Consider the following 22,070-nt stretch of genomic DNA (forward strand, 5'->3'; position numbering starts at 1 on the left):
GTCCGCCCCCTCCTGAGGCTCCTCGTGGGCCTGGCCTGCCTGCTCGCGCTGGTGGGCTGCTCCAGCCTGTCCGGCACCGGCGACAAGGGCTACATCTCCGGCACCGGCGTCCCGACCGAGGTGGCCCCCGCCGACCGCGGCGAGCCGGTCTCGCTGACCGGCACCGACCTCGACGGCGAGGAGGTCCACCTCGCCGACCTGCGAGGCGCGCCGGTCGTGGTCAACGTGTGGGCGTCGTGGTGCCCGCCGTGCATCCGCGAGCAGCCCGACCTCAACGAGGCGGCCGAGGCGCTCGGCGACGACGTGGAGTTCCTCGGTCTCAACATCCGCGACGCCTCGCGCGACGACGCGGCCGCCTACGTCCGCGACCTCGAGGTGCCCTACCCCTCGATCTACTCCGCCGACGGTGCCGCCCTGCTGCCGTTCGCGGGCACGCTGACGCCGCGCTCCATCCCGAGCACGGTCGTCCTCGACCGCGAGGGCCGCGTCGCCGCCTCGGTCAACGGCCGGGTGCCGACCACGCAGACGCTGGTCTCGCTCGTCGAGGCGGTGCTCGATGAGTGACTGGTTCCAGGAGACGGCGCTGTCCGGGTCGATGGTGCTCGCCCTGCCCGTCGCCCTCGCTGCCGGCCTGATCTCGTTCTTCAGCCCGTGCGTCATCCCGCTGCTGCCGGGCTACCTGTCCTACGCCACCGGCATCTCCGGCGGCGAGCTCGACCAGGCCCGCCGCAGCCGCATGGTGTTGGGCGCGACGCTCTTCGTGCTCGGCTTCTCGGTCGTCTTCGTGCTGCTGGGCAGCCTCACCGGTGCCGCCGGCGCGTGGCTGTTCACCCACACCCGCCAGCTCAACCTGGTGCTGGGCGTCATCACGATCCTGCTGGGCGTCGCGTTCCTGGGCGCCTTCGGCTTCCTCCAGCGCGACTGGCGCATCCACAAGGTGCCCGCCGTGGGGCTCGCCGCCGCACCGCTGCTCGGCTTCCTGTTCGGCGTCGGCTGGACGCCCTGCGTCGGCCCGACGCTGGCGGCGATCAACGTGCTGTCGGTCAACGAGGCCACCGCCGGCCGCGGCGCGCTGCTGTCGGCCGTCTTCGCGCTCGGCCTCGGCCTGCCCTTCATCGCCGCCGCGCTGGCCTACCGCCGGATGCTCGGCGCGTTCGCCGTCATCCGGCGCCACCAGGTGCTGGTCGTACGCCTCGGCGGGGTGATGATGATCGCCGTCGGCATCCTGCTCGTGACCGGCTGGTGGGACCGCATCGTGCAGTGGCTCCAGCTGCAGGTCGTCCAGGGATTCGCGGTGCCGGTGTGACCGACCTCCAGCAGCGACCCTCCGACGACCGGCAGGCCACCGCGCTGCCCACCGACCTCACCGCTCGCGAGCTCGGCCGGTGGACGTGGCGCCAGCTGACGTCGATGCGCACGGCTCTCGTGCTGCTCCTGCTGCTCGCGCTCGCCGCGATCCCGGGGTCGGTGATCCCCCAGGAGAACATCGACTCGCTGGCCGTCAGCCAGTGGCGCGACAACCACCCGCAGCTGGCCCCGATCTGGGACCGGCTCGACCTGTTCAACGTCTACGGGTCGGTGTGGTTCGCCGCGATCTACATCCTGCTGATGATCTCGCTGATCGGCTGCATCATCCCGCGCCTGTTCGTCTACGCCCGCGCCCTGCGCGCCCGGCCGCCCAAGGCGCCCCGCCACCTCTCCCGCCTGCCGGAGAGCACGTCGTACACCACCGACGAGGACCCCGACGTCGTGCTGGCCCGGGCCGCCGACGTGGTGCGGAGGCGTCGCTTCCGCGTCGACCACGTCGCCGGGTCCGACGCGGTCGCCGCCGAGCGCGGGCACCTCCGCGAGGCCGGCAACCTGCTGTTCCACCTCGCCGTCATCGTCGTGCTGGTCGGCGTGGCCGCCGGGAGCCTGTTCGGCTACAAGGGCGGCGTCATCCTGCTCAACGGCGACGACTACGGGTTCTCCAACAACCTCACCCAGTACGACGACTTCGCGCCGGGCGCGCTCTTCGACCCCGACGTCATGGAGCCGTTCTCCTTCAGCATCACCGACTTCGACGTCGACTGGCTCACCGAGGGCGAGCGGGCCGGGATGGCCCGCGAGTTCGTCGCCGAGATCGACTACGAGACCGAGCCGGGCGGCGAGACCAAGCGCTACGACCTCCGGGTCAACCACCCGCTGACCATCGGCGGCACCGACGTCTTCCTCATCGGCCACGGCTACGCGCCCGTGATCACGATCCGCGACGGGGAGGGCGAGGTCGCCAAGAGCGGCCCCGTGGTCTTCCTGCCGACCAACGCGCAGACCTTCGAGTCCTTCGGCGTGGTCAAGGCGCCGTTCGCGCGCCCGGGCCAGATCGGGCTCGAGGGCGCCTTCTACCCGACCTTCGCGATGGGACGCGACGCCGACGGCAACCTGACCATGCCCGCCTCGGTGTGGGGCGACGCCCTCGATCCGTTGCTCTCGATGAGCCTCTGGACCGGCGACCTGGGCCTGGTCGACGGCAGCGCCTCGTCCGTCTACGTCCTCGACAAGGCCGACGCCACGCAGGTGATGAAGGCCAATGGCCAGCCGTTCCGGCTCGACCTGCGCCCCGGCGAGACCGTGACGCTTCCCGACGGGCTCGGCACCGTGACGTTCGAGGGGCTCCAGCGCTGGAACAAGATCCAGATCAGCCGGTCGCCGGGCAAGCTGGTCGCCCTGGCCGGGGTGGTCCTCGCGCTGCTGGGACTGCTGGGCTCCCTCTTCGTGCGCCCGCGGCGCCTGTGGGTGCGCGCGCGCCGGCAGGACGACGGGAGCACACTGGTGGAGCTGGCCCGGCTCGACCGGTCGTCGGCGGGCGATCCCGAGGACGGGGCCGCCGAGCTGGCCGCGATCGTCGACGACCTGCAGCACCCGACCGGCACCACCCGGACGAACAGCACCACCACCACCAAGGATGAGGAGCAGTCGTGACCGACGCACAGTGGGAGGTGTTCAGCTACCAGGGCGTCATCGCCGCCGCGGTGCTCTACTTCCTCGCGATGCTGGCCTACTTCTTCCAGCTGGCCGGCCTGCGCACCGTGGGCAGGGCCGAGCCGGTGGCGGCAGGCGTCGGTGTGGGAGCCGGACGCGGCACCGAGTCAGTCGGCGCCGGGCCGAGCACCGGGCCGAGCACCGGGCCGAGCACCGGGGCCGCCGACGGCGGACGCCGCACCGAGGTGGCCGCCCGCCTCGGGCTGGTGCTGACCGTCTTCGCGGTCCTCGTGCACCTCGTCGCCCTCGTCGCCCGTGGCCTCGCGGCGGACCCCAACCGGGTGCCGTGGGGCAACATGTACGAGTTCACGATCTCCGGCACCTTCGTGGTGGCGCTGATCTTCGTGCTGGCCACGCTGCGTCTCGACATCGAGTGGCTCGGCCCGCTGGTGACGACGTTCGTCGTGGCCGCGCTCATGGCGGCCTTCCTCGGCCTCGACGACGCCCTGCTGCCCCTGCCCGACGCCCTGAACTCGCCGTGGCTGGTCATCCACGTGGTCTCGGCGGTGATCGCGACCGGGGCGTTCACCATCGGCGCGCTGCTGTCGGGTCTCTACCTGGTCAAGGCCCGCTCGTCGGCCACCACCGGCTACCTCGCCCGGGTGCCCGAGCCCAAGGTGCTGGACCGGCTGTCCTACCGGATGCACGCCTTCGGCTTCCCCGTGTGGACCTTCGCGGTCCTCATCACCGGGCCGATCTGGGCCCACCAGGCGTGGGGCGCCTACTGGAACTGGGACCCGAAGGAGGTGTGGGCCTTCATCACCTGGGTGGTCTACGCCGCCTACCTGCACGCCCGCGCGACGGCGGGCTGGCGCGGGCGCAACGCGGCGATCCTGGCGCTGGTGGGAGCCGCGACGCTGTGGTTCAACTTCATCGGCATCAACTTCTTCAGCAGCACCAGCCAGCACTCCTACGCCGAGGGCGCCGCGCCGGAGACGTCAGTCGTCGTCGGGGTCGCGCGGACGGTCGAGTCCGCGGAGGAAGTCGGGGTCGTCGTCGGGTCCGATCACCCGCGGGCGCGGTGACGTGCCGCCGTCGAGGCGGCGCAGCGTCAGCCTGACCAGGAACCACACGACGATCGCGATGGCGGCGACGACGAGCAGGACCTTCAGCATTCCTCCAATGTAGTGGGGGGCGCCTAGTCTGGTGTCGTGAAGGAGTTCGTCGTCTACACCGCCATGCGGGTCCTGTTGTTCCTGGCGTCGTTCGGCGTCGTCGTCGGCGTCATGGCCCTGTTCCTCGATGGCCGCTACAACCTGTTCTGGGCCGTGATCGCGGCCTTCCTGATGTCGGGCATCGCGTCCTACTTCATCCTCGACCGCCAGCGCGAGGCCTTCGCCCGGCGGGTCGAGGAGCGCGCCTCGCGGGCGTCGGCGGCCTTCGAGGCCCGCAAGGCCCGCGAGGACGAGGAACGTCCCGGCGCCGAGCGCGACTGAGGCAGGACCGATCCGCCGTGGCGCCGCTGCGGGTGGACCGGCGCCGAGCGCTCGCGTGGCGCCTGCGCCGTCAGCACCTGCTCGTCGGCGCCGCCGACGCCACTGAGGTCGTCCGGACGCTGGCCGCGGTCTCGGTCTTCGGCGCCGACCCCGACCTGTCCGTGCGCCGGCGCCTGGCCGCCCCCGGGGCGCCGGGGGAGGTGCAGCGGGCCCTGGCCGACGGCCGGCTCGTGCGGACCTTCTCCTTCCGCGGGTCGGTGCAGCTGATGGCACCCGAGACCGCCGGCGTCTACCTCGCGCTCCGCTCGGCGGGGCGGCAGTGGGCGCTGCGGAGCTGGGTCGAGCACTACCGGCTCGCGCCCGAGGACTGGCCCGACCTGCGCGCGATCGTCCGCGATGTCGTGGCCGACGGTCCCGTCTCCCCGCAGGCGGTCGCCGACGTGCTCGCCGGCTCCGCTCGCTTCGCCCACCTGGCGCGCGAGTTCGCCGAGCCCAACCACACGTTCCTCAAGCCCTTCGCGTGGCAGGGTGACGTCGTGCTCGGCCCGGACCTGTCCGCACTCGACCTCCAGAGCCCCGCGGCCGCGCCCGGGTGGGCCGGTGTCCCCGACCTCGAGGAGGCCGGCCCGCGGGCCGTGCTGGAGTACGTCGACGCCTACGGGCCCACCACGCCGGCGCACGTCGAGCACTGGCTCAGCGGGGGCCTCAGCGCCGGCCGACGGCGCCTCCAGCGGTGGTGGGACCAGGTGGGCGACGACCTCGTCGAGGCGGACGTCGAGGGGGAGCGGCGGTGGCTGCTCGCCGGGCACGCCGACGATCTCGCGTCCGCGCGCCCGGAGCCGACCGTGGTGCTGCTGCCCGGCAAGGACGACTGGGTCATGGGACCAGGCACCGACGACACCTGGGTGGTGCCGCCCGCCCTCCGACCGGCGATGACCCGCGGAGCCGCCCCCGTCGTGGTCGACGGCACCGTCGCCGGGACGTGGCGGGTGCGCGGCGACGTGCTGGAGGTGGACGCGCCGCCGGCGCCCGGCCTGGCGGCCGAGGCGACCCGGCTGGGCGCGCTCCTCGGTGCCGACCTGGAGCTCAGAACCCCGTGAGGTTGTAGGGCTGCTCGTCGAGGTCGGCCATCGCGGCGAAGCGTCGGACGGCCTCGTCGGTGCCCTCGACGCGCCCGGCGCGGCGCAGCTGGAGCACCGGCACCGCGCCGAGGAACAGCGAGCCCAGGGTCTCGGCGGTGACCCGGACCTCGCCGGCCCCGTCGGTGGGGACGACCGTGGCGACGCCGGCGGCCGACGTCAGCTCGAAGCTGCCGGCCGCGTGGCCCTGCGGGTCGTCGACCTCGAGCACGACCGTCCCTTCCGCCGCCCACGGGCGCGCCGCGAGCGCGCGCGGGACGTCGAGGACGCGCAGCCACAGGAACTCCCGCAGCGCGGTGGTGCGCACCCGGTTGAGGTCGCTCAGCGCCCACATGAGCGGGTCCTGGGGGTGGAACATGCCGAAGGAGACCGTCCTGACCCGGTCGAGGCCGGCCAGGAACGACCACAGCCCGAGCTGCGCCTCGGTGGTGAGCGCGGCCATCTCCTCCACGTTCACGGAGTCCTTCTCGCCGTGCTTGTAGATGGCGAAGCCGTCGACGCGCCCGTCGTCGCCGACGTGCACGGCGGTGCGGATCCTGCGGTTGCTGCCGCTGCCGTTGAAGTCGTAGGCACCGGAGTGGATGTCCTCGTACTGCGTGGGCCACTCCACCGACCCGCGCTGACGGGCGTGGAAGGCGGTGAAGACCGCCTCGACGTGGGGCCAGGCGTCGGCCGGCTCGAGCAGCTCGACGCGGCCGGGGTCGACGAAGGACCGGAAGGCGAAGCCGGGCGAGGTGTCGACCTCGACGCCGTGCCGGAACGTCGCCGGACCGAAGCCCCACCGGCCGTAGATCGTGGCCTCGGACGCGGTCAGCGCCGCGACCGGGATCCGCTGCTCGACCGCGTCCGCGAGGTCGGCCTCGATCATCCGCCGCAGCAGGCCGCGGCGACGGTGCGCCGGGCTGGTGGTGACGTCGGTGACCATCCGCAGCGGCAGCAGCTCGCGGCCGGCGTTGAGGGTCTTGTCGAGGCTGGCGTAGGTCGCGACGGGCATCGGGCCGGAGCCGAGCTCGGCGTCGGGCAGCCAGGCGCCCCGGACCGTGACCCGGTCCGTGCGGTAGTGCCCGATCCCCCGCTCGACCAGCTCGTCGTCGGGTCGGGGGTCGCGGAAGCCGCGCAGCACAGCGCCGACCCAGCCACGGAGCCGTGCGACGGCCGGCTCCGCGTCGTCGGAGAGGTCGAGGATGGCGAAGTCGTAGTCCACGCCTCAACGCTAGTCAGCGCGGGCGGCCCCCCGCCAACGGGTTACGGCGTCAGGAGAGCACCAGCAGCGGGCCGGCGACCAGCAGCGACCAGAGCAGCTCGGCGGCGCCGGTCGCGGCCAGCACCGGGACGAGCCCGCCGCCGGTGGCCCCGCCGAGCACGGCCCGGGTCGGGGGCAGCGCGCGGGCCAGGAACGCCAGGCCGAGGAGCGCCCACCAGGTGGTGGCGGCCGCGACGGCCACCACCGCGGCGGCGGCGACCAGCACCAGGAACGCGTAGGCGTAGCGGGTGCGCTCGTCGCCGAGGCGCACCGCCAGCGTCCGCTTGCCGGCGACTGTGTCGGTCGGGATGTCGCGGAGGTTGTTGGCGACCAGGATCGCGCACGCCAGCGCACCGATGCCGACGCCGGCGTAGAGCGCCGGCCACTCCCAGGTCCCGGTCTGCACGTAGGTGGTGCCGACGACCGCCACCAGGCCGAAGAAGACGAAGACCATCACCTCGCCGAGGCCGAGGTAGCCGTAGGGCCGCTGCCCGCCGGTGTAGAACCACGCGGCCACCACGCACACGACCCCGACCGCGACGATCCACCACGCGGTCGTGGCGGCGAGCACCAGGCCCGCGGCCGCGGCCACGCCGAAGGCGGCGAAGGCGGCGGCCTTGACCGCACCCGGCGACGCCGCCCCCGAGCCGACGAGGCGCATGGGGCCGACCCGGTCGGCGTCGGTGCCGCGCACGCCGTCGGAGTAGTCGTTGGCGTAGTTGACCCCGACCTGCAGCGCCAGGCTCACCACGAGGGCGAGCAGCGCCTTCCACCACACGGCGTGGTCGACGTACGCCGCGACGCCGGTGCCGGCGAGCACGGGCGCGACCGCCGCGGGGAGGGTGCGCGGCCGGGCGCCGGCGAGCCAGTCAGCGGAGGAGGTCACCGGTGGATTCTGGCAGGGGCCCGTCGGGTTCGAGCATCGTGGGCGGCCCGCCGGCGGCCGCGTCCTCCGGCGCAGGCCCGTCCGCGCGCGCGTCGGCCAGCACGTCGGCGGGCACGTGCTGCTCGAGGAAGCGGCGGCCCGCGTGCGCGGACACGTGCAGCCCGGCGGCGGCGACGACGACGATCACCGCGATCGTCAGCCAGCCGAAGGCCCCCCACTCCATCGCGAGGAAGCCGTAGACCGCGGGCGCCCAGAACCGTCCGAGGGTGCCGCCGAGCTCCGAGACGCCCTGGTAGTCACCGCGGCGACGGGGGTCCATCAGCTCGGCCTCGAGCGTCCACCCCGATGCGGAGAGGTAGAGCTCGGCCCAGGTCAGGACGACGTGACCGAGGAAGAACAGCGCGATGGTGAGCCACCCGGTCGTCTCGTGGGTGGCCAGGGTGACCAGGCAGGTCAGGACGAAGAAGACCGTGGAGAGGCGGACGGCGCGCAGGGCGGTCGTGACGTCGCGGATGCCACGCGACGCCAGGCGCGGCAGCACGATGCACATCACGGTGTTGGTGCCGAAGAGCACCGCCACCAGCACCTTGGGGGCGTCGGTCTCGGTCACCAGCCACACCGGGATGACGGTGTGGAGCAGCACCTGGTTGGTCCACATGACACCGGTGAAGAAGGTGACGGCGATCCAGCTGCGGTTGCGGATCGCCGGGATGCCCTCCGGCTTGGCCCGTGGCTCGGAGCTGCGGACGTCGTGGGTGGCGTCGGGCAGCCGGGGGATGGCGGCGCTGTTGCACAGGAACAGCACCGCGCTCAGGAGCGGCGCCCACCGCAGCGCCTCGGTGCCGAACGCGATCGCCCCCGCCCCGAGGAACGCGCCGATGCTGAAGCCGACGTTGAGCGCGGAGTAGAGGTAGGCGCGCGACTCCACTCGCTCCGACGGGGGGAGGATGTCGATGACGTACGCCCCGTGCGCCGTGCCGCCGAGGGTGCCGGCGACCTCCATCGCGACGGCCAGCGCGACGTACTCGGGGAAGCTGTCGATGAACGGCCACGCCAGGAAGAGCGCACCTTGGCAGGCGGCCGACAAGGTCCACATCCGCTTGGGGCCGAAGTGGTCGACGAGCTTGCCCATCGGCACCGCCACCACGAAGCTCGCGATCGCGGCGATGGTGAGGCCGATGCCCACCTGGCCGAGGGAGAGCCCCACCACGAGGGTGAAGAACACGGCCGATCCCGCGAGGAACGTGCCGTCGCCGGAGGCGAAGAGGAGGGACTGGACCGACAGCCGTCCGGCGAGGGTGGAGGGGGGAGTGGCGTAGTTCTTCAGTGCGGTGAGCATCGCCGGCCATCCTCTCCCGCAGCACCGACGCCCGTCCTGCGATTTTCGGTCGCGTGCGTCACGCCCCGCCTCGTGCGGGGGCTAGATCGCGATCACGACGCCGGCGATCGCCGCGTTGGCCAGGTTGGCGAGCGCGCCGGCGACCAGCGCCCGCACCCCGAGCTGGGCGATCACGCCGCGGCGCTCGGGAAGCAGGGAGCCGAGGGTGCCGATCTGGATGGCGATCGAGGCGACGTTGGCGAAGCCGGCCAGCGCGAACGTCACGACGGCGACGGTGACGGGGGAGAGGCTGTCGATCTCGGGCCCGAAGTTGGCGAACGCGACGAACTCGTTGAGCACCGTCTTCTCGCCGATCCAGCCGCCGGCCTGGCCCGCCTCCGACCAGGGCACGCCCAGCAGCCAGGCGAGCGGCGCCAGGCACCAGCCGAGGATCCCCTCGAAGGTGAGGTCGTCGATGCCGACCCAGGACCCGACGGCGCCCAGGATCCCGTCGGCCAGGGCGATCAGCGCGACGAACGCGATGAGCAGCGCGCCGACGGTGACCGCGATCCGCGCCCCGGCCAGGGTGCCGTGCCCGATGGCGTCGATGACGTTGGTCGACTCCTCGTCGCGCACCGCGCGCACGTCGACCTCCTCCTCGGCGTCGACCGGGGTCGCGCCCTCGAGCTCGTCGTCATCCGGCGTGCTGTCGGGCCACATCACCTTGGCCATCAGCAGCGAGGCGGGGGCGTTCATCACGGTCGCGGCGAGCAGGTACTCCAGGGGAGCCCCCAGCAGCGAGTAGCCCACGAGCGTCGAGCCGGCGGCGGCCGCGAAGCCCGCGGTCATCACGGTGAACAGCTGCCCGCGGCGCAGCGAGCGGAGGTAGGGCGCGATCATCAGCGGCGCCTCGGACTGGCCGAGGAAGATCACCGTCGCGCAGTACATCGACTCGACCTTGCTGATCCCGAGCAGCCTGGAGAGCGCGCCGCCCAGCAGCCAGGTGGCCCACTGCACGACCCTCAGGTAGTAGAGCAGGCCGATCAGCGCGCCCAGGAAGATGATCACCGGGAGCACCTGGAGGGCGAAGATCGTCTGGTCGTCGTCGCCCACCTCCAGCAGGGGGCCGAACACGAAGGTCGTGCCCTCGCCGGCGTAGCCGATGAGGGTGGCCACGCCGTCGGAGACCCACTCGAGGGCGTCCTTGCCCGGGCCCCACCGCAGCACCAGCGCCGCGAAGGCGACCTGGAGGGCCAGCGCGACACCGACGGTGCGCCACGAGATGCCGCGCCGCTGCGTGGACAGCGCGACCGCGATGAGCAGCAGCAGCGCCAGGCCGAGGATCCCCCGCAGGTCCGACATGGCCCTACTCCGGCCGGCGGTCCTGGTCCGGGGCCTCGCCCTCAGGGCGGCCTTGCGCCATCCGCCCGGTGTCGCGGGTGATGCGGTCGGCGCGGCGCCGCTCGAAGAGGAGGATGGCGACCACCACCCCCACCATCACGACGACGGTGACGACCAGCCGGAAGGCGTCCATCCCCCACCATGGCACGCTGACCACGTGGACACGAACCCGCACGACACCACCCGCGACGACCTGCTCGACTGGCTGGAGAGCAAGCGCCGCCACGTCCGGCAGCAGGTCGAGGCGATGCGGATCGAGGACCGGCGCGTCTCGACCCTCCCGTCGGGGTGGACGCCGCTGGGGCTGGTGCACCACCTCACCCACGACGTCGAGCGGCTGTGGTTCCGTGCGGCGGTCGGCGGCGAGCAGGTCGCCCTCCCCGTGGGCTACGACGGCTGGCGGCTCCCGATCGACCTGAGCGACGACGACGTGCTGGGCGCCTACGAGGAGGAGTGCCGGCTCGCGACCGAGGTGATCGCCCGGCGGCCGCTGGACGCGCCGCTGGCGTGGTGGTTCGAGGGCGAGGACCCGCCCTACTCGACGATGCGCGAGGTGCTGCTGCACGTGCTCGTGGAGACCGCGACGCACGCCGGACACCTCGACGCGTGCCGCGAGCTCGCCGACGGCGGCCAGCGGCTGGTGCTCGACCGGCCGGAGTGAGCGGCGCGGGGTGGGCCCCGCCGGCCCCTCAGGCCCCGGGCACCACGCGCATGTCGCGGTCGGCGCCGCCGTCGAGCGCCCGCAGCGCCTCCTGGTAGGCCGCGCTGTCGTGCGCGGCGACGGCGGCCTCGACCGAGTCGAACTCGATGACGACGGTCCGCGTCGCCCGACCGTTCTCGAAGGTCGCCTCGGGCACCCCCCGCACGAGGAACCGCCCACCCGCGGCGACGAGCGCCGGGCCGGCGAGCACGGCGTAGGCTGCGACCTTGTCGGGGTCGTGGACGGCCGTGTAGGTCGTGATCCAGTACGCGCTCATGCGCGCGACCCTACGACGTGGTGCCCGTCGCGCTCGGCGCGGGCGAGCGACTAGCGTTCGGCGTGTGAGTCTCCTGCGTCCCTCCGGCGAGCCCTCGGTCGCGATCAGGCAGCTCTCCCGGTGGCTGGAGGCCGACACCCCGGCCCCGCTGCTCATCGAGACGTCCGGGTCCACGGGGCGGCCCAAGGGCGTCGTGATCCCGCGCCGCGCGGTGCTGGCCAGCGTGGACGCGTCCGCGCGGCGGCTCGGCGCGACCGGCCGGTGGCTGCTCGCGCTCCCCTCGTCGTACGTCGCCGGGGTGCAGGTGATCGTCCGGTCCCTCGTCGCCGGCCACGAGCCGGCGGTCGTCGACGGCCTCGACGTCGCACGGGCGATCGAGGCCGGCCCCGCCGGCGTCCCCGCCTTCGCCTCACTGGTCCCCACCCAGCTGCACCGCATCGTCGCCGACCCCGTGCAGGTCGCCGCGCTCGCCCGCTGTGAGGCCGTCCTCGTCGGCGGAGGCGGGCTCGACCCCGACGTGCGCCGGCGGGCCGAGGACCAGGGCGTCCGCGTCGTCGCGACCTACGGCTCCTCGGAGACCTCCGGCGGCTGCGTCTACGACGGCGTGCCCCTCGACGGCGTCGGGGTGGCCATCGGTGCCGAGGGACGCGTGCGGATCTCGGGCCCCACCCTGTTCAGCCACTACGACGACGACCCGGAGCTGACCGCCGAGTGCGTCGTGGACGGCTGGTTCCTCACCTCCGACGCCGGGCGCCTCGACGCCGACGGCCGCCTCGAGATCATCGGCCGCCTCGACGACGTCGTGGTCAGCGGCGGGGTCAAGATCCCGGCCGCCGCGGTCGCCCGGCGGCTGCGCGAGCACCTGCTGGTGGAGGACGCCGAGGTCATCGGCGTCCCCGACGCCGAGTGGGGCCAGCGGCTGGTCGCCGTGGTGGTCGGCAACGTCCGCGAGGCCGAGCTGCGCGACTGGGTCAGCCTGGTGCACCCCCGGTCGTGGGCCCCGCGGGAGTTCAGGTGGGTCGAGAGCCTGCCGTTGCTGCCCAACGGCAAGGTCGACCGCCAGGCGCTCCGGGACGACCTGTGATGGACGAGCCCTACGTCTTCTCGATCCCGCTGCGCACGAGGTTCCGCGGCATCACCGTGCGCGAGGGCGTGCTGCTGCGCGGACCGGCCGGGTGGGGGGAGTGGTCGCCGTTCCTGGAGTACGACGACCCCACCTCGCGCCCGTGGCTCGTCGCCGCCCGCGAGGCGGCCGACGAGGGCTGGCCGGAGCCGCTGCGCGCCCTCGTGCCCGTCAACGTGACCGTCCCCGCGACCGACCCCGACCGTGCCCACGCGATCGTCACCGCCGGCGGCTGCCGCACCGCGAAGGTCAAGGTCGCCGAGCGGGGTCAGGTCCTCGCCGACGACCTCGCACGGGTCGAGGCGGTGCGCGACGCGCTGGGGCCCGGCGGCCTGGTGCGCGTCGACGCCAACGGGGCGTGGGACGTCGACGAGGCGGTCCGCGCGATCGGCGCCCTCGACCGCGCCGCCGGCGGCCTGGAGTACGTCGAGCAGCCGGTCATGGCGGTCGAGGACCTCGCCGTGGTGCGCCGCCGGGTGGACGTGCCGGTGGCCGCCGACGAGTCGATCCGCCGCGCGGAGGACCCCTACCGGGTGCGTGACCTCGAGGCGGCGGACATCGCCGTGCTCAAGGTGCAGCCGCTCGGTGGGGTGCGCGCCTGCCTGCGGATCGCCGAGGACATCGGTCTGCCCGTCGTGGTGTCCAGCGCCGTCGAGTCGAGCGTCGGCATCGCGGGCGGGGTCGCCCTGGCCGCCGCGCTCCCCGAGCTGCACCACGCCTGTGGGCTCGCGACGGTGCAGCTGCTCACCGACGACGTGGCGACCGAGCCGCTGCTCCCGGTCGACGGGATGCTGCGGGTCGAGCGGCCCGAGGTCGACGAGTCGGCGCTCGTGCGGCTCGCCGCCGCGCCCGACCGGGTCGCCCACTGGCGCGAGCGGCTCGCGGCGGTAGGGCAGGATCGGACCCCGTGAACCCCTCCACCCGCCTGGCCCGCGACGTCGTCACCGCCCTGCGCGGGGCCCGGGTGACGGAGGTCGTGCTGGCCCCGGGGTCGCGCAACGCACCGCTGTCCTTCGCCCTCTACGACGCCGCGCAGGCCGGCGGTCTGCGCCTGCACACGCGCATGGACGAGCGCACGGCGGCGTTCCTCGCGCTCGGCCTCGCCAAGGTCAGCGGCCGGCCGGCGGCGGTGTGCTGCACCTCGGGCACTGCGGTCGCCAACCTGCTGCCCGCAGTCGTCGAGGCCGCGCACGCGGCCGTCCCGCTCGTCGTGGTGACGGCCGACCGCCCGGCCCGGCTGCGCGGCACCGGCGCCAACCAGACGACCGACCAGGCGGGCATCTTCGGGGAGTTCGCGCCGACCCTCGACGTCGCGGCGGCCGACCTCGACGACCTGCTCGCGTTCGTCCGCTCGCACGAGCACCGGCGCCCGGTGCACCTCAACGTCCAGCTCGACGACCCGCTGCTGCCCGACGACGGGTGGGACGGAGGCGACGTGCCGGCGTGGGCCGCCACCGCGGCCCCGCGGGCACCCCGGCCCCTGGAGCTCGCCCTCGGCCCGCGCACCGTGGTGGTCGCCGGGGACGACGCCGGCCCGCCCGCCCGCCAGCTCGCCGAGAGCGCCGGCTGGCCGCTGCTCGCCGAGCCGAGCAGCGGCTGCCGCACCGGTGACGCCGTGGTGCGCACCTACCGGCTCCTGCTCGGCGGCGACCTCGGTCGGCGGGTCGAGCGCGTGGTCGTCCTCGGCCACCCCACCCTGTCGCGCCCGGTGTCGCGGCTGCTGGCCCGCGAGGACGTCGAGGTGGTCTCCGTGCGCCCGCGCGGCATGTGGGCCACGCGTCCGTTCCCGGTGGCCGTCGAGGTCGACGCCCACGACGGCGTGCGCGCGGCCGGCACCGACGACGCGGCCTGGCTCGAGGAGTGGCGCCTCGCGGACCGGTCGGTCTCGCGCGGGCTCGACCGGCTGCTGGCCGCCGAGCCCGACCTCACGCCCTACGAGGTGGCGGGCGCGGTGAGCCGCGCGCTGCCGCCCGGCGGGCTGCTGGTGGTCGGGGCGTCCAACCCGATCCGCGACCTCGACCTGATGGTCGCCCCCTACGAGGTGGGCGGGCGCCGCAAGGTGATCGCCAACCGCGGCCTGGCGGGCATCGACGGCACCGTGAGCACCGCGATCGGCGCCGCACTGGGCCGACCGCGGTCGACGCGCGCGCTCGCGCTGATGGGCGACGTGACCTTCCTCCACGACACCACGGGCCTGTTCCTGGGCCCGCGCGAGGAGCGTCCCGACCTCACGCTCGTGGTGGTCAACGACGACGGCGGCTCGATCTTCGCCACGCTCGAGCAGGGTGCGCCCGAGCACGCCGACCGCTTCGACACCCTCTTCGGCACCCCGCACGGCGTCGACGTCGCCAGCCTCTGCGCGGCGGCGCGGGTGCCCCACCTGCGGGTCACCGGGCTGCCCGAGCTCGAGCAGGCCCTCGCCTCGCCCAACGGCGGGATCGAGGTGGTCGAGGCGCGGGTGCGCCGCGACAACCGCGCCGACCTCGACACAAGAATCCGCGCGCTGGCCCCCTGAGGGGCCAACGCGCGGATCCGGTGGTGCGACGTCGAGCAGTCGATCAGGCCTGCGGGGTCTCCCACACGCGGACCCAGTCGACGTACATGTGCTGCGGCAGCTTCTTGTCGCTCATCTCCAGCGCCTCGTAGTCGGAGGCGAGAAGGCTCAGGATGAGGTACTGCTGCGTCTTGGAGACGCGGGCCGACGTGCGCCAGGTCTCCTTGCCGTCGATGCGGAAGATGATCGTCTTCGGCGTCCACTGGACCGAGAAGACGTGGTAGTTCTTCGACCAGCCGTCGCCCTTGTTCTTCAGGAACGACTTCGAGTCCTTGATCCACGAGCCGGTCTTGATCAGGCGCTTGCCCTTGTACCAGTGGATGAAGCTCGTGAGGCCACCCTGCGGGTGCTTGTCACCGAAGTACTCGATGATGTCGATCTCGTGGCCGTCGCTGCCGGGGCCGTTGCCACCGACGGGCTGCGACCAGAAGCTGGAGTGCTGGCCCTGCGACTTGTGCATCTTGATGCGCGCGGCGGCGACGCCGTACTTGTAGTCGAACATGCCCTCGGTGCCGATGTGGCCGTTGAGGCGGTAGGAGATCTTCTTCTTGAGCTTGCGCGAGGCGGCCTTGCACTTCGTCTTCGTGGACGTGTCCTTGATGACGCTCAGGCGCACGGTGCCACCGGAGACCTTGACGGCCTTCGGGTCGCCCTTGGAGCACTTGCGCTTGCTGTCCGGCTCGTAGTCCTGGCCGCGCATGCTCCACGCCGGGCCGAGCGAGCTGCCCGAGAACTCGTCGGTGAACGTGGGGGTCAGCCACTGAGCGGTGTCGGCGGTGCCGCTGGTGACCTTCTTGAGGCCCTTGAACTTCTGGGCCGTGGCGCGGTAGGTCACGGCGGCGCCGCCGCTGGACACCGCGGCGGTGAAGTTGGCGTCGCCCGACTTCTCCTGCTTGGCGGTGCCGACCTTCTTCCACGAGGTCCCGTCGAGCCGCTCGAGGACGACCTTGCGGCCGACCTTGACCGGCTTGATCGTGGCGGTGACGGCGGCCTTGGCCTGGTCGGCGCTGGCGGTGCGCTTGCCCTGCTGGACGATCTGTGGGAGCACCTCCAGCGAGATCTTCTGGCCGGCCTTGGCGGTCACCGACGTCGACGCGGGCCTCGCCGCGGAGTCGGTGGCCGAGCCGGTCTCGACCGTGAGGAGCAGGGACGCGGGCAGGAGCAGCGCGGCAGCGCTGCCTGCGAGCACGCGGCGTGCAGACATGTAGGACTCTCTTCGTGTCGGGTGCGATTCGGTGTTTCCCCCAGGGCACTCCACCCGTCGGAGGCTGCCCCACCCTAACCTCGTGTCCCGCCAGTTCGGCGATTCGCCGTGCCGGCGGCGGACGTAGGGTCGGCCCATGAGGATCACGAAGTTCGGTCACGCCTGCGTGCGGGTGCAGGGCGACGGCGGCGTCGTCGTCATCGATCCGGGGGTGTTCACCGACCCGGAGGCGCTCGTGGGCGCGGACGCCGTGCTGATCACCCACGAGCACGCCGACCACGTGCACCCCGACCACCTCCGCGGGATCGACGTGCCCGTCTGGACGATCGCCGCCGTGGAGCGGGCGCTGCGCGAGCAGGCGCCCGAGGTCGCCGAGCGGGTGACGGTCGTGCGGCCCGGCGACCGCCTCGAGGTCGCCGGCACGGCGGTGGAGGTCGTGGGCGAGAAGCACGCGGTCATCCACCCCGACTACGACCGCTTCGACAACTCCGGCTACGTCCTGGAGTCCGGCGGGTCGAGCGTCTACCACCCGGGCGACGCGCTCACCCCGCCGGGCCGGGCCGTCGACGTGCTGCTCGCCCCGGTGAGCGCGCCGTGGCTCAAGCTGAGCGAGGCCGTCGACTTCGTGCGGGAGGTCGGCGCGCCGACCTCGCTGGCCATCCACGACCGCATCTACAGCGACATCGGCCTCGACTTCGTCGCCACGCACATGGGCAACCTGCTGCCCGACTCGCAGGCCTACGTGCGCCGCGAGCCGGGTCAGGACCTCTGACCGGAGCAGTCCCGAGCGCTCAGCCGGCGCCGAGCGCGTCGCGCACCGGCACGAACTTCGCCTGCGACTCGGCCAGCTCGGCCTCGGGGTCGGAGCTCGCCACGATGCCGCAGCCGGCGAAGAGCCGCACGCCGCCCTCGACCACCATCGCCGAGCGCAGCGCGATGCCCCACTCGCCGTCGCCGGAGGCGTCCATCCAGCCGACCGGGCCGGCGTAGCGGTCGCGCGGCATCCCCTCGATCTCGGTGATCAGGCGCGTCGCCACCGCGGTCGGGGTGCCGCCCACGGCCGCCGACGGGTGCAGCGACTCGGCGAGCTGGAGCGACGTGGCGGCGTCGTGGACGACGCCGTTGACGTCGGTGGCCAGGTGCATGACGTTGGGCAGGTGGAGCACGAACGGCGCCTCCGGCACGTTCATCGACGAGCAGTGCGGCTCGAGGGCGTCGGCCACCGAGCGCACGGCGTACTCGTGCTCCTCGAGGTCCTTCGACGACCGGGCCAAGGTGGCGGCCAGGGCGAGGTCGCGCTCGTCGTCGCCGGTGCGGCGGATCGTGCCGGCCAGCACCCGGGAGGTCACCAGGCCGCGCTCGCGCCGCACCAGCATCTCGGGGGTCGCGCCGAACAGGCCGTCGACGTGGAAGGTCCAGCACATCTCGTACTGCGCGGCGAGGCGGTGGAGCGGCCAGCGGACGTCGACCGGCTCGTCGGTGGTGGCGATCAGGTCGCGCGCCAGGACCACCTTCTCCAGGTCGCCGTCGGTGATGCGCCGCACCGCGTCGGCCACGACCGACATCCACTCCTCGCCGTTGCGGGCGCCGTCGGAGAACACCAGTCCGACCGGCGGCTCGGGGGCGGGTGCCGGGGCCAGGTCGGGCGCCTCCACGGAGACGGTGGTGAGCCAGGTGCGGTCGCCGCGACGGCCGACGACGACCTGCGGGATCACCAGCACGGAGTCGCCCGGCTCGTCGGCGAACGCGAAGGCGCCGAAGCACACCAGCCCGGTGCCCGGCTCGGCGACGCGGTCGTCGACGTCGGCGCGCGCCACGGTCTCGGCCCACCACTTGACCGCGTCGCTGAAGCGGGTCGGCCCCGAGGTCTCCAGGCGGGCGGCGACGCCCCAACCGACCAGGCCCTCGCCGCGGCGCAGCCAGCTGACCGGCTCGTCGCGCGGCAGCAGGTCGAGGAGGGGGAGGTCGGCCAGGTCCACGGGGACGGTGCGCACGACGAGCGGCGCAGCAGGTCCGGGGCCGGACGCGGGGGTCGTCACGAGGGGGGAGCCTACGCCGCGGCACGGAGGACGAGGACGACAGATCGGCCAAACGGCGAACAGGAGAGGCGTGGGTCACCTACGTTGCCCCGGTAGCCGTCTCACCTAGGAGCCCGCAGGTGCCTGCCCACGAATCTCCTCTCGCACGGTTGGAGCGCCACGCGCGCAACCGCGCGCTGGAGGTCGCCGTCGCCGAGCTGCGAGACGGCGCGTGGACCTCGCTGACCTGGAACGAGCTCTACCGGCGGGCCATCGACGGCGCCGCCGGCATGATCGAGGCCGGCGTCGACCCCGGCCAGGTGGTCGTGATCCGCGTGCCGACGGGCATCCGCCAGCTCGAGATCGAGCTCGCCACCCGCGTGGCCGGGGCCGTGCCGCTGCTCCTGCCCGAGCGCCTGGACCCCGAGGGCGTGCGCCACCTCCTCGACGGCGTCCAGGTCCGTCTGGTCGTGGTCGACGACGAGCGGCGGCTGGCCCTGCTGCGCCGCGCCACGCTCGACGGGGCCCAGCTCTTCGAGTGCGACGAACCCTCGTGGGAGCGGCTGCGCGCCATGGGGCTCGAGCGGCGCAAGCGCCAGCCCGACCTGCTGGGGTGGGTGGCGGGCGCCCGCGCCGACAGCTCCTCCGCACCCGTGCTCGGCCTGCCCCGGGACAAGGGCCTGCCCTGGCTGTTCCGGCCCGAGGCCTCCGGCGCGCTCTCGGACCTGACCGCCGCCGACGTCGTGCTGCTCGTCGGCGAGGCGACCGACCGCTTCACCGCGGTCGCGCGCGACGCCCACCTGACGGCGGGGTGCACCCTCGCGTGGATCGAGTCGGCCGCCGACCTCGAGGGCGCCCTCGCCCACGTCTCGCCGACCCACCTGCTGCTCGACCACGTCACCGCCCGGGCGCTGGAGGGCCTGCTGGAGGCCGCGTCGGTCGACGGGTCGCCCTGGCACGCGACGCCGCGCGAGGTGCTCGACGCCGTGTCCGCCCAGGTGGCCGAGGCGCGCCTGGGCTCGCGGGACAGGAGGCTCGCGGCGGAGGCGTCCGCGCTCGCGCCCTGGTGGGGCGGCCGGCTGCGCGTGCTGGTCATGGACGCCCGGGTCAACCGGACGGTCAGCGCGCTGGCGCGGACGTCGGGCTTCCGGATCGGTCGCGTCGCGCACCACCCCTCGGTCCGGCTCGACCTGTCGCGCGAGCCCGCCGTGGTCGCGGCGCCCGCGGCGCCCGCCGTGGAGGCCGCCTCGACGGCCCTGCCCCGGCGCGGACGCGCGGGCGCGGCCATCGACCCGGCGTTCTCGCTGACCGGGCCCCCCGGCCCCTGACCCCGGCCCTGACCGCGGTCCGGCTCAGGAGCGGTAGACGATGACCTTGTCGCCGATCCGGACGTGGTCGAACAGCCACGCCACCGCGGCGCGGTCGCGCACGTTGACGCACCCGTGGGAGGCGCCGTTGTAGCCGTTGGCCGCGAAGTCGGGGGAGTAGTGGACGGCCTGGCCGCCGGAGAAGAACATCGCGAACGGCATGGGGGTGTGGTAGAGGCTGGAGACGTGGTCGCGCGACTTGCGGAACACCGCGAACGCCCCCTCGCGCGTGGGCAGCTCGTCGGAGCCGAAGCGCACCTCGACGCTCTTGAGGACCACCCCGTCGACGACCCAGCGCAGCGACCGCGACGTCTTGTCGACGCACATCGCGCGGCCCGAGAGGCAGCGCGGATCGAGGGCCGGGCCGGTGGGCACGATGTTGAAGAGCTCGGCCCGCGTCGGCGGCCGGGTCATCGCGGTCAGCCGGGAGAGGGTGCGGCGGTCGACCTGTCCGGTCACCGGGATCCGGCGCTTGGCCTGGAACCCCTCGACCGCCTCGACGGTGGTGCGGCCGTAGCGGCCGGTCACCGGGCCGTCGTACCAGCGCAGCTGCTTGAGCCGGGCCTGCACCTGGCGCACCCGGAGGCCGGTGTCGCCGTGCTGGAGCAGCGGCGGCCCGGGCGTGTAGACGTTGTGCAGCGCCTCGGTGGTCGGCTCGGTCGTGCGGGCCACGATCGCGCGCCAGGTGCGCTCGTCGACCACCCCGTCGTCCCGCCAGTCGCGGCGGCGCTGGAAGGTCGCGACCCCGTCGCGCGTCTCGCGGTCGAAGCGGCTTGTCACGACCTCGGAGTGCAGGTCGAGCTGGTGCAGGCGGCTCTGCAGCACGCGCACGCGCCACCCGCGGTCACCGAGCCGCATCGGGGTGAACGCGCGGGCCGGAGAGGTGGACGCGGAGGTGGACGCGGAGGTGGACGCGGAGGTGGACGCGGAGGTGGAGCCGGGCTCCGCCGCGGACGCCGCGGTGGACGCGCCGACGGCGGAGAGACCGCTCAGCGCGCACAGCAGCGCCAGGGCGAGCGCGAACGAGCGACGGCGTGACATGTGGATCCTCCCCCGGAGCCGATGACCCCCTCGATCATCGACACTCACGATCATAGGGAGGTGCCCCGACACCCCCACCTCGCCTCCCGGGGCCGGGACGCCTACGCTCGCCGCGTGGCCCGCGCTGACCTGGACAAGCAACCGACCGACGTACGTCGCATGTTCGACACCGTGGCCAAGCGCTACGACCTCACCAACGACCTGATGACGGCCGGGATCCAGCGGTCCTGGCGCCGGTCGATGGTGGCGGCCGTGGCGCCGCAGCGCGGCGACCTGGTGCTCGACCTGGCGGCCGGCACCGGCTGCTCGAGCGAGCCGTTCGGGGCCCACGGGGCCACCGCGGTGCCGTGCGACTTCTCCGTCGGCATGCTGCAGCAGGGCAAGAGGGACCGGCCCACCCTCCCGTTCGTCGCCGGCGACGGCACGCGGCTGCCGTTCCTGGACGACACCTTCGACGCGGTGACGATCTCCTACGGCCTGCGCAACTTCGTCGACCCGGTCGCGGGACTGAAGGAGATGCTGCGGGTCACCCGGCCCGGCGGGCGACTCGTGGTGTGCGAGTTCAGCACCCCGACCAACGCGGCCTTCCGGGCCGCCTACCTCGACGGCTTCATGCGGGCCCTGCCGCGCATCGCGGCGCTCACCGCGAGCGCGTCCGACGCCTATGTCTACCTCGCCGAGTCGATCCTCGCCTGGCCCGACCAGGAGGGGCTCGCGGCGATGCTCGCCGAGGCCGGGTGGCAGCGTCCGGAGTGGCGCAACCTCACCGGTGGCATCGTCGCGCTGCACCGCGCAACCGCCTGAGAATTAGGGCACGGCCCCGTCACCTAAATCCGCAGGTCAGGGGCGGGTTCGGAGGTGCGACCCCGGGGTGACGCATCCGGCGCACGAGTCCTAGACTGTGGGTCGCGCCACTCGTGAAGCCGTTCACAAGGTCACGTGCCCCAGATGGGCGTGGTGCTGGTCCACCGGAAGGGAAGCGATGGAGCTCTACACGCCGATCCTGGCGCTGGCACTCATCGCGGCGGGCTTCGCGGTCTTCTCCGTGATCATGAGCGCCGTCGTGGGTCCCAAGCGATACAACCGGGCCAAGCTCGACTCCTACGAGTGCGGCATCGAACCGACGCCGCAGCCCGTGGGTGGCGGCAGGATCCCGGTCAAGTACTTCATCACCGCGATGCTCTTCATCGTCTTCGACATCGAGATCATCTTCCTCTACCCGTGGGCCGTCCACTTCGACCAGATGGCCCTCTTCGGCCTCGTCGAGATGGTCCTCTTCATCGGCACTGTGTTCGTGGCCTACGCCTACGTGTGGCGCCGCGGCGGACTGGATTGGGACTGA

General features: G+C 73.5%; 24 protein-coding genes. 14 read left to right on the plus strand and 10 right to left on the minus strand.

The window, feature by feature from the left end; translation table 11 throughout:
* Positions 1-24: 24 nt before the first annotated feature.
* Genes AC54T2_RS07110 through ccsB form a run of 4 tightly spaced genes read left to right on the plus strand, consistent with a single transcriptional unit; the run spans position 25 to position 4,046 of the window.
* Entirely contained in the window at positions 25-564 is a 540-nt protein-coding gene (locus AC54T2_RS07110) for a TlpA family protein disulfide reductase (protein ID WP_496665854.1), read from the plus strand.
* Entirely contained in the window at positions 557-1,306 is a 750-nt protein-coding gene (locus tag AC54T2_RS07115) for a cytochrome c biogenesis CcdA family protein (RefSeq protein ID WP_186340149.1), read from the plus strand. Before AC54T2_RS07110 ends, AC54T2_RS07115 begins: the two co-directional genes overlap by 8 nt.
* Positions 1,303-2,961, plus strand: a complete 1,659-nt coding sequence (gene resB / locus AC54T2_RS07120; protein WP_496665855.1) for a cytochrome c biogenesis protein ResB — start codon at positions 1,303-1,305, stop codon at positions 2,959-2,961. Before AC54T2_RS07115 ends, resB begins: the two co-directional genes overlap by 4 nt.
* Positions 2,958-4,046 carry a c-type cytochrome biogenesis protein CcsB gene (ccsB, locus tag AC54T2_RS07125; protein WP_186340150.1) on the plus strand — a complete coding sequence of 363 codons (1,089 nt, stop codon included), beginning with the start codon at positions 2,958-2,960 and terminating at the stop codon, positions 4,044-4,046. Before resB ends, ccsB begins: the two co-directional genes overlap by 4 nt.
* Here the strand turns inward: ccsB and AC54T2_RS07130 are convergent.
* A complete protein-coding gene (locus AC54T2_RS07130) occupies positions 3,960-4,136 on the minus strand; it encodes a hypothetical protein (protein WP_186340151.1) in 177 nt (58 codons plus the stop codon). The two genes, ccsB and AC54T2_RS07130, sit on opposite strands and share 87 nt — an antisense overlap.
* 36 nt (positions 4,137-4,172) lie before the next feature.
* On the opposite strand from AC54T2_RS07130, the gene AC54T2_RS07135 reads away from it, so the two are divergent.
* Both AC54T2_RS07135 and AC54T2_RS07140 read left to right on the plus strand, forming a co-directional pair.
* Positions 4,173-4,457, plus strand: coding sequence for a DUF4229 domain-containing protein (locus AC54T2_RS07135; RefSeq protein ID WP_186340152.1), 285 nt, complete (start codon positions 4,173-4,175; stop codon positions 4,455-4,457).
* Between the two features lie 17 nt (positions 4,458-4,474).
* A complete protein-coding gene (locus tag AC54T2_RS07140; RefSeq protein WP_496665856.1) occupies positions 4,475-5,557 on the plus strand; it encodes a DNA glycosylase AlkZ-like family protein in 1,083 nt (360 codons plus the stop codon).
* Here AC54T2_RS07140 and AC54T2_RS07145 read toward each other — a convergent pair.
* The 5 genes from AC54T2_RS07145 to AC54T2_RS07165 form a co-directional block, all read right to left on the minus strand.
* The gene (locus AC54T2_RS07145) at positions 5,544-6,800 is read right to left on the minus strand and encodes a GNAT family N-acetyltransferase (RefSeq protein WP_496665857.1); all 1,257 of its coding nucleotides are present in this window, start codon (positions 6,798-6,800) and stop codon (positions 5,544-5,546) included. The two genes, AC54T2_RS07140 and AC54T2_RS07145, sit on opposite strands and share 14 nt — an antisense overlap.
* Before the next feature lie 49 nt (positions 6,801-6,849).
* Positions 6,850-7,725: a 1,4-dihydroxy-2-naphthoate polyprenyltransferase gene (locus AC54T2_RS07150; RefSeq protein ID WP_496665858.1), complete on the minus strand. Its 876-nt coding sequence runs from the start codon at positions 7,723-7,725 to the stop codon at positions 6,850-6,852.
* Entirely contained in the window at positions 7,709-9,064 is a 1,356-nt protein-coding gene (locus AC54T2_RS07155; RefSeq protein WP_186340156.1) for an MFS transporter, read from the minus strand. The genes AC54T2_RS07150 and AC54T2_RS07155 overlap by 17 nt, the downstream gene beginning before the upstream one ends.
* Before the next feature lie 81 nt (positions 9,065-9,145).
* The gene (locus tag AC54T2_RS07160) at positions 9,146-10,405 is read right to left on the minus strand and encodes a NupC/NupG family nucleoside CNT transporter (RefSeq protein WP_496665859.1); all 1,260 of its coding nucleotides are present in this window, start codon (positions 10,403-10,405) and stop codon (positions 9,146-9,148) included.
* Positions 10,406-10,409: 4 nt separating this feature from the next.
* Entirely contained in the window at positions 10,410-10,577 is a 168-nt protein-coding gene (locus AC54T2_RS07165) for a hypothetical protein (RefSeq protein ID WP_186340158.1), read from the minus strand.
* Between the two features lie 24 nt (positions 10,578-10,601).
* Between AC54T2_RS07165 and AC54T2_RS07170 the strand changes: the two genes are divergently transcribed.
* Positions 10,602-11,105: a mycothiol transferase gene (locus AC54T2_RS07170; protein WP_186340159.1), complete on the plus strand. Its 504-nt coding sequence runs from the start codon at positions 10,602-10,604 to the stop codon at positions 11,103-11,105.
* A gap of 28 nt (positions 11,106-11,133) precedes the next feature.
* Here the strand turns inward: AC54T2_RS07170 and AC54T2_RS07175 are convergent, their stop codons facing one another.
* Entirely contained in the window at positions 11,134-11,421 is a 288-nt protein-coding gene (locus AC54T2_RS07175; RefSeq protein WP_489975706.1) for a DUF1330 domain-containing protein, read from the minus strand.
* Positions 11,422-11,485: 64 nt separating this feature from the next.
* On the opposite strand from AC54T2_RS07175, the gene AC54T2_RS07180 reads away from it, so the two are divergent.
* Genes AC54T2_RS07180 through menD form a run of 3 tightly spaced genes read left to right on the plus strand, consistent with a single transcriptional unit; the run spans position 11,486 to position 15,059 of the window.
* The gene (locus AC54T2_RS07180) at positions 11,486-12,505 is read left to right on the plus strand and encodes an AMP-binding protein (protein WP_496665860.1); all 1,020 of its coding nucleotides are present in this window, start codon (positions 11,486-11,488) and stop codon (positions 12,503-12,505) included.
* The gene (locus AC54T2_RS07185; RefSeq protein WP_496665861.1) at positions 12,505-13,455 is read left to right on the plus strand and encodes an o-succinylbenzoate synthase; all 951 of its coding nucleotides are present in this window, start codon (positions 12,505-12,507) and stop codon (positions 13,453-13,455) included. Before AC54T2_RS07180 ends, AC54T2_RS07185 begins: the two co-directional genes overlap by 1 nt.
* The gene (gene menD / locus AC54T2_RS07190; protein ID WP_496665862.1) at positions 13,452-15,059 is read left to right on the plus strand and encodes a 2-succinyl-5-enolpyruvyl-6-hydroxy-3-cyclohexene-1-carboxylic-acid synthase; all 1,608 of its coding nucleotides are present in this window, start codon (positions 13,452-13,454) and stop codon (positions 15,057-15,059) included. The genes AC54T2_RS07185 and menD overlap by 4 nt, the downstream gene beginning before the upstream one ends.
* Before the next feature lie 43 nt (positions 15,060-15,102).
* Here menD and AC54T2_RS07195 read toward each other — a convergent pair whose 3' ends face one another.
* A complete protein-coding gene (locus AC54T2_RS07195; RefSeq protein WP_496665863.1) occupies positions 15,103-16,302 on the minus strand; it encodes a glycoside hydrolase family 16 protein in 1,200 nt (399 codons plus the stop codon).
* A 136-nt stretch (positions 16,303-16,438) separates the two neighbouring features.
* Here AC54T2_RS07195 and AC54T2_RS07200 point away from each other — a divergent pair, with 136 nt between their 5' ends.
* Entirely contained in the window at positions 16,439-17,074 is a 636-nt protein-coding gene (locus AC54T2_RS07200) for an MBL fold metallo-hydrolase (RefSeq protein ID WP_186340165.1), read from the plus strand.
* A gap of 19 nt (positions 17,075-17,093) precedes the next feature.
* Here AC54T2_RS07200 and AC54T2_RS07205 read toward each other — a convergent pair whose 3' ends face one another.
* Positions 17,094-18,341 (minus strand): isochorismate synthase, encoded by a 1,248-nt coding sequence (locus tag AC54T2_RS07205; protein ID WP_186340166.1) that lies wholly within the window; start codon positions 18,339-18,341, stop codon positions 17,094-17,096.
* 119 nt (positions 18,342-18,460) lie between these two features.
* Between AC54T2_RS07205 and AC54T2_RS07210 the strand changes: the two genes are divergently transcribed.
* Positions 18,461-19,648, plus strand: coding sequence for an AMP-binding protein (locus tag AC54T2_RS07210; protein ID WP_496665864.1), 1,188 nt, complete (start codon positions 18,461-18,463; stop codon positions 19,646-19,648).
* 24 nt (positions 19,649-19,672) lie between these two features.
* Here the strand turns inward: AC54T2_RS07210 and AC54T2_RS07215 are convergent, their stop codons facing one another.
* Entirely contained in the window at positions 19,673-20,728 is a 1,056-nt protein-coding gene (locus AC54T2_RS07215; RefSeq protein WP_496665865.1) for a L,D-transpeptidase family protein, read from the minus strand.
* A gap of 114 nt (positions 20,729-20,842) precedes the next feature.
* Between AC54T2_RS07215 and AC54T2_RS07220 the strand changes: the two genes are divergently transcribed.
* The gene (locus AC54T2_RS07220) at positions 20,843-21,532 is read left to right on the plus strand and encodes a demethylmenaquinone methyltransferase (RefSeq protein WP_496665866.1); all 690 of its coding nucleotides are present in this window, start codon (positions 20,843-20,845) and stop codon (positions 21,530-21,532) included.
* Positions 21,533-21,710: 178 nt separating this feature from the next.
* Entirely contained in the window at positions 21,711-22,070 is a 360-nt protein-coding gene (locus AC54T2_RS07225) for an NADH-quinone oxidoreductase subunit A (protein ID WP_186340169.1), read from the plus strand.

The organism is Nocardioides sp. Z35_8 (assembly GCF_059621125.1).